The 13,246-nt window shown below is 42.0% G+C and carries 7 protein-coding genes; all 7 read right to left on the reverse strand.

Translation table 11 applies throughout. The features are described 5' to 3' along the window. Positions 1-632: 632 nt before the first annotated feature. A complete protein-coding gene (locus AC07YT_RS05175; protein WP_494945193.1) occupies positions 633-1,901 on the reverse strand; it encodes a DUF2264 domain-containing protein in 1,269 nt (422 codons plus the stop codon). Between the two features lies 1 nt (position 1,902). Then, positions 1,903-3,261 carry a glycoside hydrolase family 88/105 protein gene (locus tag AC07YT_RS05180; RefSeq protein ID WP_086547133.1) on the reverse strand — a complete coding sequence of 453 codons (1,359 nt, stop codon included), beginning with the start codon at positions 3,259-3,261 and terminating at the stop codon, positions 1,903-1,905. Between the two features lie 245 nt (positions 3,262-3,506). Continuing rightward, the gene (locus tag AC07YT_RS05185) at positions 3,507-5,102 is read right to left on the reverse strand and encodes a glycoside hydrolase family 43 protein (protein ID WP_086547134.1); all 1,596 of its coding nucleotides are present in this window, start codon (positions 5,100-5,102) and stop codon (positions 3,507-3,509) included. 72 nt (positions 5,103-5,174) lie between these two features. Next, on the reverse strand, positions 5,175-6,734 hold the full coding sequence (locus tag AC07YT_RS05190; RefSeq protein ID WP_086547135.1) for a discoidin domain-containing protein: 1,560 nt from the start codon (positions 6,732-6,734) through the stop codon (positions 5,175-5,177). Between the two features lie 65 nt (positions 6,735-6,799). Continuing rightward, a complete protein-coding gene (locus AC07YT_RS05195) occupies positions 6,800-8,533 on the reverse strand; it encodes a RagB/SusD family nutrient uptake outer membrane protein (RefSeq protein ID WP_086547136.1) in 1,734 nt (577 codons plus the stop codon). A gap of 5 nt (positions 8,534-8,538) precedes the next feature. After that, complete coding sequence (locus tag AC07YT_RS05200) at positions 8,539-11,577, reverse strand: SusC/RagA family TonB-linked outer membrane protein (protein WP_086547137.1); 3,039 nt, start codon at positions 11,575-11,577, stop codon at positions 8,539-8,541. Positions 11,578-11,607: 30 nt separating this feature from the next. Next, a complete protein-coding gene (locus tag AC07YT_RS05205) occupies positions 11,608-13,242 on the reverse strand; it encodes a RagB/SusD family nutrient uptake outer membrane protein (protein WP_086547138.1) in 1,635 nt (544 codons plus the stop codon). Between the last annotated feature and the right edge of the window lie 4 nt (positions 13,243-13,246).

Here is a 13,246-nt window from a genome sequence, read left to right on the forward strand (position 1 = left end):
TGTTTTATTTTTGGTTAGGTAAGTTGATATTCTTATTCGCCTGGCTTATGCAAAATAGCAACGGCGATATTTATAGGTTTAAAACCCTGTTTCATGGGTTTTAAAAATTTGGTTCATGGGTTTATCTGGTTAGTTAATATTTTGACCAATCGCTTGGCTTATCTCTATCGTAAAAATCTTTAATAAACTGATTATTAAGCCGGTAAAATCTTAAACAAATAGTGTGAAAATTTTAAATTTTAGGCCTTTTCAGTATTCTATTCTCTTTTCAGAGTCAATATGGAGTTAAATAACTGATTGTCTTACCAATGGCTGATTTAAACCTTTAAGGATAAAAAGACTGGTTGCTTCCCAGGTTAAGTAGTTGCTTGTAAAAGTGAAAACCCTGAATAATTCATATCCAGGGTTTTCCATCAATGTTGGGTACAGTCTCGTGCTACCATTCTTTTATTTGGGTAGCTTTATTCTAGTCAATAAAGTCCTTCGACAGGCTCAGGATAACAAATCAGGCATATTAGCAAAGCCCTTCGACAGGCTCAGGATGACAAAATATTTATAATACAAACTCCTTTAGCATGCAACCACAAAAGCAATCTTCCAGCGGACACTAAAATGAATTGATATTCATTTAATTATTTACCTGCTGAGTGGTCTTTCTGGAAAGAACTACCCATCCAGGCTTTTTGAGCGGTCCAGGGTGCGGCTGCTTCTGTCCAAAATGCATTGTCGGCTGGTAGGCCTAAGGGTAAAAAACCCAAGGTTGCCATATAAAGGCTACCTGTGCAGGTATATGGATCGGCAATTTCAGGCTGATGGCCGTTAAATCCTAAAACCAACCATCCCTGTGCATCAAAATTCTGGTTACCAGCATACATATTTTCGAATACTTTAGTCAGCGCACAACGGACTTGTGCCGGGCTTAATTCTTTGGGTAACTTTTGATCGAGTGCAATTTGCCCCAGGGTTTGAAAAGCAGCCGTACGGTAGGTTACACTTCTTCCTATTGGTGGATATTCGCCTGTTGATGAAATCATCCTTTCGGTAATCTGGGCATAACGTACAGCACGGTCGGTGGCTTTTGTTAGCTGTGCTTCGGACATCTTTTTCTTGCTTACCATTACTTTCAGGATATCCATCATCATCGGGTGGATGACATAAGAATTGTAATAATCGGTACTGAAACTCGATCCGTCAGAATACCAGCCGTCTCCAACGTACCATTCATTTAGTTTGTTAATGGCTGTCATGGTGCGGTAAGGCTCATAGTCTTCGCCAACACTTAACAACCATGCTTCTTCTATTGCCGTAAATAAGAGCCAGTTGTTATAAGCCCCTGTTCTATTTCTTAAGGATTTAATTTCGGCGATGTATCTTTTTTGTGTGGTTTCGTTTAATGCTTTCCAGATATTTGGTGCACGCAAAAAGCCCTGCACTACATAGGCTGCATCTACAATAGGCTGCGCATCGGTTCTGAAGTTAATATAATCGGCACTTGACGGATCAACGGCGTTGCTTAAAGCCTGAATGGTTTCCGCCTTAAACTTTGCCCTGAGTTTCCCCTCCTCTGTTTCATCATCGGGCAGGCTTAACCAGGGCGCAATACCGGCAAAAGTACGACCCAAAGCTTCTGTATAACCGACCTCCCTTACATTGTTATAGTAGTGTGGCGCCACTTCGGTAGCCATATTTTTTTTCAACGTATTGCTGGCCAGATGATGAATAACAGGATAGGCAATTTTATATAAAGTTTTTACCCAGAATGCCCTGTCTTGTGCACCGCTGGCTGGAGGATTTACTTTATTCTTCTTTCCGCTTTGTGCCTGGGTAACTGTGCTTGTGGTTAAAAATACAAGGCTTATTAAAAAGACATGTTTAATATTGTTCATGGCTAATTTGATCATTTTATTTGGTGCTGATTTCAAAAAATTTGCTGGTTCCGGCTGTAATATTCTCGGTAAAGTATACCCCGGTTATTTTTTCATCTTTATAGCTGACACTTAAAGGTACAATTTGGCCGCTGGCCGCGTTTCTTGCAATTAATTGCTTCGGATTTTTCACTTTAACCTTTTTTACAATTTGTGGCCATGCAATTTTTACCGTTTGATTGTTATTGGTTGAAGATCCGTTATATGCCTCGGCAAAAACACTTTTATCATGATTTGCAATACTTAAGCGAAACATTTCACTTCCTGCCAATAAAAAAGCACCAACCCCGTAAACATCTGTATCGTCATAGCCAACTTTATCGGGTGCAGCACCTTGTGCCTGTACAAAGCCCAGCTTTCCATCAGGGTGAACAGAAGCGCTAAGGGCGGCCCAGGCTTTGGAAATTACCCCTTCGTACTTTTTGTAAGGGATGAGCCCGTTATTTACGCCCCAGGCCATCGCATAACAGATAAATCCGGTACCGCTGGTTTCTTTTGAAGCATAACTTTCGGGATCGAGTAAACTGGCATGCCAGCTGCCATCTGCCTGTTGCAGCGACGCTAACTTTTCAGACATGCTGATAAACAATTTCACTAATTTCTCCCGCTCAGGATGATTTTCGGGTGTTACCGATAAGAGACGAACTAAACCGCCAATAACCCATCCATTGCCTCTGCTCCAGAATACTTTTGTTCCATTTTTTTCCTTTTTATCGAAATAACGGCTGTCGCGGTAAAAAAGATGCTCATCTTGATCGTATAAATAGGATGTTGATTTCCACCATAATGCGATTGATTTATCGAGGTATTTGGCATCTCCGGTTGCCTGGCTTAAATAACCCAGTGCCGGTGGGCCCATAAACAAGGCATCGCACCAGGCCCATTCGCGGGTATAAATATTATTTTTCCATTCTAAACTTTCCAAATGTGGTAAAGAAACAATGGTATCGGCCAGGGCTTTAAACTTCTGAATATATTCGGGTCTTTTATAAATGGTATACAACTGCGAATAAAGCTGACCAACGCAATAATCGTCTGCAAAATATCTATATCTTCCTGTTTCCCACTTGTTATCTTCACCAACCTGAATGAGCTTTTTATAATAGCTATCGTTATCGGCCAGGCGTGCCCATGCCATCATACCAGCATACATGGCGCCACTGGTCCAGTCTTTTTTCGGGTTTTTCCATCCTGCTGTTTCTAAATTTGTCCATTGCCAGTCAGCAACTTTTTTCATCTGGCTGATGATATCACTTGCTACCAGCTGTTTTTTCTGCGCACTTACCTTTTCGAAAGCGAAAAGAACCAAAAGGAATAGAATTATTTGTTTCTGCATTTAATTGTTGATTTTAATGATCTGGTTAATAACATCCAGTCATTTATTAGGATATTGTTTAACTGGTGATAAAAATTCTTTATTTATTCAGGATTGTTAAATAGCAAAGCTGCTTAATTCTCCCGTTTTTATATAGGGAAAATCTTAAATGATTGGTGTGAAAACCTTAAATTTTAAGGCCCTCACTTAACCATAATTCAGCTAAAAAAACATCAATAAATTGGTTACCAGCACTATGTAATTGTTTATTGGGCGAGAGGGTTTGTGCCTTTAAACCTGAACCAGTTAAAATCTGCATAACCACCTTCTCCTTCTTTTTTGGTACTGAAATTAAATAAAGCAAAGCGATTGGCGGTCCAGTTATACCCAACGGCCATGTTAAGCTGGTTCCCAAATGAAATGAATTTCTCTCCATCCAGGCTGTATGCGAATGTTGCTTTATAACCAATATGTGAGGCATTTGCTTTTATCCAGATTTTATGCTGTTTAAAAACTTTAATGCTGTCAATCACTTTATTATTGTTTACCATAATCAATGTTTTTTCGTCGCCCGCTTTCCTTACTGCGATATAAGCGTAAGGTTTTTGAAAAATACCGAATCCGGCAACATTACCATCTTTTAAACCCGTTATATCCATTTCAACAATCCCTTCAGAGGCTGGCCCCTGAACACGCTGGGTAAGTGTATTGCGCGCCATTGTTAAGTCGTTCGCCAATGAAGCCTGTAAACGCATATGGCCTTTTCTTTTCTTTAACGACCATTTTTCGTTATCGGGATTATGGTTCCACTGCCATTGCAAGCCAAGGTTTACTGCATTAAACTCATCTGATGTTGCCGGTACTTTTACAGGATAAGTCTGACCAACATTTGGCTTTGCTGCATTTATTACACCTTTACCATCTACACCTAACATCGGCCAGCCATCTACCCAGGTCACGGGTTCTAAGTGGGGAGAACGACCTATTGGCCAGCGGTCCTGCATAATCATAAACCACCAGGAGCCATCTTTAAGCTGCAGCATTCCGCCCTGGTGTAAAAAACTGCCGGGAAGCGTTACATCACTGCGCATAACGACTTTCGCTTCGTATGGACCGTAAATATTATCCGACCGCAAACAGATCTGTCTGCCATTGGTACCTCCGGTAGTACTTAAAATATAATACTTTCCATTTACTTTATACATGTGCGAACCTTCTAAATAAGGAAAATCACGGTTTTCATAAATTTCCTTTTGAGGTGTTTTAACCGATAACGCATCTGCATTTAATTCGGTTATAAAAATTTTTTGTTGTCCATGGGCCACATAAACTTTACCATCATCATCAAAAAACAGCCCCGGATCGTATAAATATTCCGGAAAAATAGTCCGCTTCCATGGCCCTTTGATGTCTTTTGCCACACACATGGAATAACTGCCCTTTGCCCCATTCCTGCTCGGGGTACAAAAGCCAACATAAAATAATCCGTTGTGATACCTGATTGTTGCTGCCCAGGAGCCATTACTGTACATATTTCCACCCTGCAGGTTATATCTTGGATCTTCATCATATTTATCTACGGCATACCCTGCCATTTCCCAGTTCACCAAATCTTTAGAATGCAAAATAGGGCAGCCCGGCACGTAGTTCATACTGGTAGAAACAAAGTAAAAATCATCACCTACACGGATAAAATCCGGATCGGCCCAATCGCCCGTAAGTAAGGGGTTCTTAAACGTGCCGTTGCCATTATCGGCTGTCCATACATTGGAAAGGGGTTTCTGGTCAACATTCTGGGCCTGGCCAAGCTGAAAGCTTAACAAACCGATGCTGACCAGAAGTAATTTAATTTTTGGAGACATTTAATGGTTATTTATGATGGTAAAATTGTGATTAACAACAAAATATAGCTTTAATCTTTTGAAATTCCTTATCTAGTTTTTATACAGTCCAATTTCTGCAATACACGATTTATTTGGTTCTGCCGTATCATAATTAGACTTCACAATAATTTTGAAGTACCTGAATGTTTTAGCAGAAGCAAAAGGAATTTTAGATTCAGTGTCAACCTTTGGTACAACGAAGTTACCTGCTGAGGCCCAAACCTGGTTATCAGAACTGGTCAGAATTTCCACATCCTTTACAGCACGGTAAGCCCCTGCCCGCTGGCGGATGGTAAAGCCATCGGCAGTACTGCTTCGAGCGAGATCAATGGTTACATAATGAGGCAAAACTGCTGCAGGAGATGAATGTTTGGCAAACCAAAAGCTATTAATATCATCGTCAATCATATAACTGGCGGGTTTGTTCTCTATTACAGTTTCCTGCGAACTAAAATCAATTACCTTCCAGTCACTTTTATCAAATCCGGATGGCGCTATGTTGATCACTGGAATATTATTTAAAAAGTTAAAATTAAAGGTCGTATTTGTGATCCTTCCGTTTTCGTGAATCAGTTTTACTTTTAATTCTGCAGGATTGTTCGCTTTATAGCTGTTATTCATTTCAGTCATCGGCAATTCCACATAAAAGCTATCAAGCCCGATTACTTTCGTGCTCCAGGTTACCGCATTATAATCTTTATTTACCCCAACTCCTTCATTATTGTTGTTGGGATCGAGGTAATAGGTAACATCCGTAACCGGAACACTACTGGTAAATCGGCCCGAGACAATAATAGCACCTTTGGTCGTAGAATAAGAAGCGTACATCCTTTTAATTTTTGCCGTTACCGCTCCATAATAAGTGATGGAAGTGTTGGTTTGAAAAACCTGATTGGTATTTAAAATCGCACAATCTGCCTCCGTGAGAAATGTAGGTGATTTTCCATAGGTCCCATTGCCACTTCCCATTAGCGAAGTACCATAGTTGGGGTCATTTATCCTTGACTCACGCTGTCTGTTATGGTCTAAATTTATACCATGCCCCAGCTCGTGCATTAATCCTCCCAGTCCGGTCGTACTGGTAACCTCTTCTCCTCTGTCGGGCCAAAAACAATATTTTCCGTAACCGACATACGGATTACCGATGCCGCTTGGTATGGAAGGACTTATGACAAGCGAATGCTCGCCTGATTTTGAGCCAGGGTGGGCTGTAAAATAAGCTTCCACTTCAGCAACAATATCATTCAAATGATCTGTAGTATACTTGTCGTAAGTGTATTTTGCCGGTATGGTAATTATTTTTATCCTGGTTTTGCTAGGATTGGTGAATAAACCAAAGGTTTTAAATCCATATCCATTGAGCTTCATCTGATTGCCATAATAGGTTTGCGCTGACAACATGATGTCGCTTAAGCGGCGTTCATATTCTGGTTTAGCAGGATTATCTGTAGGCACAAAGTATACTACATTTAAATTATACTTGTGATCACTTGTAAAGCCTGTATCTACAGTTGCGACTGGCGTTGTTGTTTCGACAGTTTCTACGGGAACATTTTTCGTGCAGGCTGCAAAAAAGAGCGGCAGGCACAATAACAGGGATGTTTTTTTCATTTTGAATAGATTTTTGGTTAGGTTGATAGGTAGATTATTTTTACTTCATGATTTTCCTGGTTGATTTACCAACCAGGATTTTGAAACAGCTTATCTGAAATATTGACCTGGATTGCCGGAATTGGCAGCAGGTTCATTTTTGGTTCTATAAATACCGAAATAGGTTTTGGGATGTTAATCTTCTCGTAAGAATAGGTTCCATTTGCATTTTTGATGATCTTCATTCCGGTAAGCACAGTTGCATATGTACTCGCTCCAACCTTCCATCTGCGGATATCCCAGAAACGGTGATCTTCGTAAGCCAGTTCAATCCTACGCTCGTCTCTGATGTATTTGCGCATTTGTTCCTGATTTAACCCTGTAGGGAGATTTGCAGGTAAAAGTCCCGCCCGCTCTCTAATCTGACGCATCGGCTCATAAGCATCGGTCGTTTGTCCAGCTTCATTTAATGCCTCTGCATAATTCAACAGCACTTCAGCATACCTTAAAAAAGGAAAAAAGTGCTGTGTTCCTCCAGTTGAACCAGTTACATCTTCGCTCATCATTTTCCGGTTATAGTAACCTGTTTCTGTTCCGGGAGTGATATAAGGTATGCTCAGCCCATCATTAGGTGCATTAAAATAAGTAAATACCGGTTGTTTGGTATTGGTTGATGGATTTAACCACGATGCACCGTTATAGATAATGGAACGATAGAATCTCGGATCGCGGTTTACATAAGGATTCTGTGGATCATAACCTGAGCCGGGTGCATTGATCGGCATCCCGTTACGCATCGGATAAGTGTCTACATAATCTCCGTTGGGCGCATTATGATATGCGCCACCCCTGCTTGCCGGAAGATGTGAGTTTTCATAAGTGCGGTTACTTCCCGCCAGTCTGGCAAAAATCATCTCTTTATTTACCCTGAGCAGGAATACATTGTAGAAACCCTCTGCGGTGCTGTTATTTCCGCCGTCGCCCTGTAAAAGGCTATAATAATTCAGGTCAATAACCGCTTTCGCAGCAGCAGCGGCTTTTGTCCATCGCTGTTTATCTTCAGTTGGGTATCCAAAAACAGGGTTAGCATTTGCAGCACCCCCATTAAATAAAGGACTTGCCGCAAATAACAGCACCCGGGCTTTTAGTGCCAGGCAAGCACCCTTTGTAATACGGCCATGGTTATAACCCTCTGTTCCAGTATATTCCATTGGCAGATCAGCTGACGCACTTTCCAGGTCCTTAACCACATAATTCACACATTCTTCGTAACTGTTTCGCGGCAGATTAAAATCATCATCTAATGTAAGTACCCGATCAACCAAAGGAATTCCGGCATAATGTTTCATCAATAAATGATAATACCAGGCCCTTAGAAAACGAGCTTCGGCTTTCATCCTTTTCTTTAGCGCTGAAGATAATGGCGATTCATCTACCCTGCTGATAAAAAGATTGGCCTTTCTGATCGATTTATAGGTATTCTTCCATATATTATTAAAAGGATCGGGTAAAGAACTAGGGCTATAGTTTCCTTGCTGAAAAGCTGCTGCAGGCGACACATTTGTCGTTGTCCAGCGCTCGTCAGACTCATCGCTAAACTCCGACAAAGAGTTAGAGGTGTTGATGCGTGTGGTCATGCTTTCCGGCCCCAGATCGGCATAAATACTGGTTAATATCTGTATGGTACGAACACTATCGGTCCATACGTCTTTATCGAAGATATCAGTCTGGGTATCACCTGTTAATACGCCGTCCTTTTTACAGCTAAACAGGGCACTTACGGCCAATATTAGTAATGCAATATGTTTTAGTAATTTCATGACACTTAAAAATTAAGGTTTAACCCAAGACTATAAATTTTCTGTTGAGGATAATTTTCGCCCCGGCCGCTTGGCGACTCGGGATCAAGGATCTTAAGCTTGTCCCAGGTAAGCAGGTTTGATCCGTTAGCATAGATACGAAGGCTACCTACTCCTATTCGTTTCAGGACTGAAGGCGTTAACTGGTAGCCAATCTCCAAATTCTTTAAACGGAGATAATTACCTGAGCGCTGCCAGAACGTAGATGTTGTTGGCCTGTTGTTGGCACCACCACCGGCAAGATGCAGTTTTGGATAGGTTGCATTGGCTGCATTCTCAGGTGTCCATCTTCCCAGGTGGAACTCCTGAAAATTTCCGATATTTTCATAAATCAGCTCATCTGTAGGCCTAACACTGTTGTTTACAGCTCCCTGAAGCAAAAAGCTAAAATCGAAACCCTTATAGTTTAGTCCTGCAGACAGTCCAAAAGTAGTATTGGGTACAACCGGGAAACCAATAGGGCCCTTGTCATCGTCATTTATAATTCCATCACCATTCAGATCGGCATACTTCAAATCACCCACCTGCGGTTTAAAAGCGGTACCAGGACTGTTAGCAACATCTTCCGGGCTCTGATAGAACCCGATCCACTGCCAGCCAAAGGGCTGCCCTACTGGCTGTCCGGTAAGTTGTAGCCAGGGATATTTTTTACGTTCCTCATCACGCTCCAGCACTTTGTTTTTCGCTATTGCAATGTTTCCTTTTACAAAATAACCCAGTTTGTGATCCCTGTTGGTATAACCGATCTCCAGCTCCATTCCCTTATTACTTACTTTGCCCATGTTTACCTCAGGCAGGGTAATCCCCACCACATCTCCTACAGTGGTCCTTGTGGTAATAATATTGTACCTGAAATTATCGAAGTAATCGAAGGTGATATTTACTTTAGATTTAAACAATTGTGCATCAAAGCCGATATTGGCCTTTCTTTCCTTTTCCCAGGTCAGCTTGTCGTTACCGAGTTTTCCTTCGGCCAGTCCGTTGTAGGTGGTATTCGAATCACCGAACTGGTAAGTGCCCGTAGGCACATAAGTACTCAGGTAGGCATATGTGGTGAGGTCAAGGCCAACATTGTCGTTTCCAACAATTCCGTAAGAACCCCTGATTTTAAAATAGTTTAAGAATTTAAGGTTATTCTTCACAAAAGATTCTTCAGATACCACCCAACCTGCAGAGGCGGCCGGGAAGACACCAAAGCGGTTGGTATTGTTAAATTGGTTTGACCCGGTATAACCAAGGTTAAATTCGACCAGGTAACGTCCCGCATAATTGTAGGTGGCTCTTCCAACCCAGCCCAGGTAACTAATTTTACGGGATGGATCGGGAACTCCGCTACCATTGACATATACCCTTGTATTTTGGTTATAAAGCGCCAGAACCGTTAAATTGTGTTTTCCGAACTGGTTTGCATAATTAAGAGATGCTTCGAGATTGGTAGCCGTTCTCGGAGCAAGGTTATTTGTACCTACCTGATAAGGCCTTAAAACATTGTTAGCCGTATTGAACAGACTATAGGTGTTGTTAGTTGGGTTATACCTGTAGGTTGGATAACCACTTCTGAACAGGTCCTTTTCTGAAAACTGGGTATTGTTAAAAGCAAATGCACCTTTAGCAGATAAACCTTTCAACAAAAAGTCGAGTTTATGTGTGGCTGTTAAATTAGAGGTCAGTACGGTGTTGTAAGTCCTGTCGTAACCAGCCAATGTTAACTGCGCTACCATGTTAGGATGTTGATTGCTTTGAGGCGGTGCGGCATAGGAACCATCGGGATTGTAAACCGGGAATGAATAAGGTGCAAAGCCTAAACGGAGCAACTGGTTAAATACTGAACGTCCTGCTTCGTTGGGATGCGGCTGATTGACGTTTTCCAGCCTTGAAGACAGATCGAGGCCAATATCCAGGTTATTGTTTACCTTAATATCTACATTCGACCTGAAATTATAACGTTTTAAATAATAGGTGTTGTCGGTTTCACTTTCCTTAAAGTTTTTAAACAGTCCATTCTGGTTCATCATTCCGGCCGAAACAAAATACTTTACATTTTCGGTACCGCCAGAAACGTTGGCATTAAACTGTGTTTGCAATGAGCTAGGCCTCATCACTTCGTCATACCAGCTCACATTAGGGTAAACGGAAGGATTTGTACCTAAACGAAATTCTTCGAGCTGGCTATCGGAATATGGAAAATTAGCCGCCTGCCCGTCATTTACGTAACTTTCTTTTAATAACAGCAGTGAGTTATAGGCATCCAATAATTTCGGCAAGCGGGTTGACTGCTGAATTCCCGTTTGGTTACTGATGGAAACCTTTGCTTCTCCCGTCTGGCCACGTCTTGTTGTCACGATGATTACACCATTTGCCCCGCGTATCCCATAAACCGCTGTAGCCGAAGCATCTTTCAAAATAGAAATATTCTCTACTTCGTTCATATCGATCTGGCCAATATTATCCTGTTGTACACCGTCTACAATCAATAAAGGTCCCGTTCCTGAGCGGTAGGTACTGATCCCCCTGATCTGTATGGCGGCCTCGTCTTTGCCGGGCTGTCCGCTATTCTGCTGCGCAAAAAGACCCGGTAAACGGCCAGACAGGGCATTGGTAAGATTTGCCACCGGACTCTGTTTAAGTTCCTTTCCACTTACACTGGCAATTGATCCTGTTAATGTCGCTTTTTTCTGTGTTCCAAAACCAATCACCACCACATCATTCAATCCTTCTACACTTTCTTCCATTTGTACATTATATACGTTTTTGGATTGCAACTTCTCTGATCTTGTCCTGTAACCTACCCCGCTGAATACTAACGTTCCATTCGCAGGCGCGTTCTGAATCACGTAAAGGCCCTTATTGTCTGTTGTACTTCCAATAGCAGTACCTTCTACTTTAACATTTATTCCCGGAAGCCCCCCGGCACCATCGGTTACCCGACCATTTATTGTTCTGGTTTGGGCAAAGCCAAACAGTACACTCAGTGTACAAACCAGCATTATATATATCTTCTTCATTATATCGTAAATAGTAATTTGTAAGCCCGCTTAATTCCAGCCCGGATTTTGAACCAGGGCGCTGTTTTTCTGTATTTCCAGATAAGGCACCGGATACAGGTACATTTTAGCCGCATCAAATGTGACCGTTTGCACCACAACATTCGGGTCGTAGGTGAATGTTTTGTCGGCATTTTGGATAATCTTCATCCCTTTTAAGGAGCCGTTTAAAACATTTTCTGCAATTTTCCATCTGCGGATATCCCAGAAACGGTGTTCTTCGAATGCCAGCTCAATGCGTCGCTCGTTTCGGATGATTGCCCTCATTTGTGCTTTATCTAATGAGCCCTGCGCAAAAACCCCGGTGCTGCCGCCTCTTTTTCTGAGGTCGTTAATTACTTTGTAAACAGAGGCATCAGGTGCAGCTAATACTTCATTTTGAGCCTCCGCATAATTGAGGAGGATTTCGGCATATCTGAAAATGGGGAAATTATGGGTGGCGCTTGAAAAACCTGTTGCAGAGCCACTAGTGATCATAAATTTGCGCATGTAATAGCCTGTTTTTGTACCCATGCCAATACCAATCCGCGTATTGTTCTTACCTCCTACAAAGGTTTCTACAGGGCTACCCAGCCATGAAAAGCCATTGTGAAATATGGTCAGATAAAAGCGTGGATCACGGTCTTTATAAGGATCTGCAGCGTTATATCCCGAACCTGCTTCACCTATAGCCTTACCATTCAACATCGGAAAGGCATCTACAAGATTCTGCGTTGGGTCGGTGATTCCCTGCCCCGCCCTTTTATAACCCGGCGGCTCGTTAAGGCTTTCGATACTGGTATTATCTGCCTGCTGGTAGGCCAATATAAATTCTTTGTTGCTCCGTGTAGTGAACATGGTTCCAAAGTTGGCTTCGAGCGAATAGCTGTTTAGTTTAATCAGGTCGTCGGCCGCTTTTGCCGCTGCCTGCCATTTAACCACATCATTTGAAGGATTGTACAGTGGGCTGGCTTCATACAAAAGCAAGCGCGATTTAAGTGCCAGTACCACACCTTTAGAAAGCCTGCCCACCTCACCTGCTGTAAGCGTTGCCGGCAATTTATCTTTCAGGAATTCACATTCTGCCAGGATATAATCTACACATTCAGCCCTGGTATTCCTTGGAAGCTGAAGGTTGTCGTTCAAAACAAAAACTTTATCGCCAATCAATGGAACACCGCCCCATCTTTTTACCAGCTCGAAATAAAAAATGATCCGCAAAGCCCTTGCCTGAAAACGAAGTGCATCTTTTTTCACATCAGGAATGCCTGAGGTGCCAATGTTTGCCAGTAAAATATTCACTCTTCTTATTGCCATATAAGATGTGACCCAGGGGTTTTCCGGCAGATCTGAAGGCCCCCATTGTCCGGTCTTAAACTTATCTACAGCAGTCACAGAAATATCTCCGCTCAATGCATCATCAGTTCCGGCATCCAACAGGTTATTACCTATGCGGTTAAAGCCATTGGGTAGCTGCGCATATATTCCCGCCAAATATTCATCAATCAATATGCCTTCTCTATCCTTAGGATTAAAGATATCACTAAGGTCGGTACGTTCTACAGGAAGCTGCGTAAACACATCCTTTTCACAGGAGGAGATAAACACGGCAAACAATACCACGATTAATATTTTATATAATTTCATATGT

This window comes from Pedobacter sp. GW460-11-11-14-TSB4, assembly GCF_059423705.1.

What these genes read in the sequence shown, in the direction of transcription:
- AC07YT_RS05175 (WP_494945193.1), bottom strand. Translation starts at nt 1,901, where the DNA reads ATGATCAAATTAGCCATGAACAATATTAAACATGTCTTTTTAATAAGC.
- AC07YT_RS05180 (WP_086547133.1), bottom strand. Translation starts at nt 3,261, where the DNA reads ATGCAGAAACAAATAATTCTATTCCTTTTGGTTCTTTTCGCTTTCGAA.
- AC07YT_RS05185 (WP_086547134.1), bottom strand. Translation starts at nt 5,102, where the DNA reads ATGTCTCCAAAAATTAAATTACTTCTGGTCAGCATCGGTTTGTTAAGC.
- AC07YT_RS05190 (WP_086547135.1), bottom strand. Translation starts at nt 6,734, where the DNA reads ATGAAAAAAACATCCCTGTTATTGTGCCTGCCGCTCTTTTTTGCAGCC.
- AC07YT_RS05195 (WP_086547136.1), bottom strand. Translation starts at nt 8,533, where the DNA reads ATGAAATTACTAAAACATATTGCATTACTAATATTGGCCGTAAGTGCC.
- AC07YT_RS05200 (WP_086547137.1), bottom strand. Translation starts at nt 11,577, where the DNA reads ATGAAGAAGATATATATAATGCTGGTTTGTACACTGAGTGTACTGTTT.
- AC07YT_RS05205 (WP_086547138.1), bottom strand. Translation starts at nt 13,242, where the DNA reads ATGAAATTATATAAAATATTAATCGTGGTATTGTTTGCCGTGTTTATC.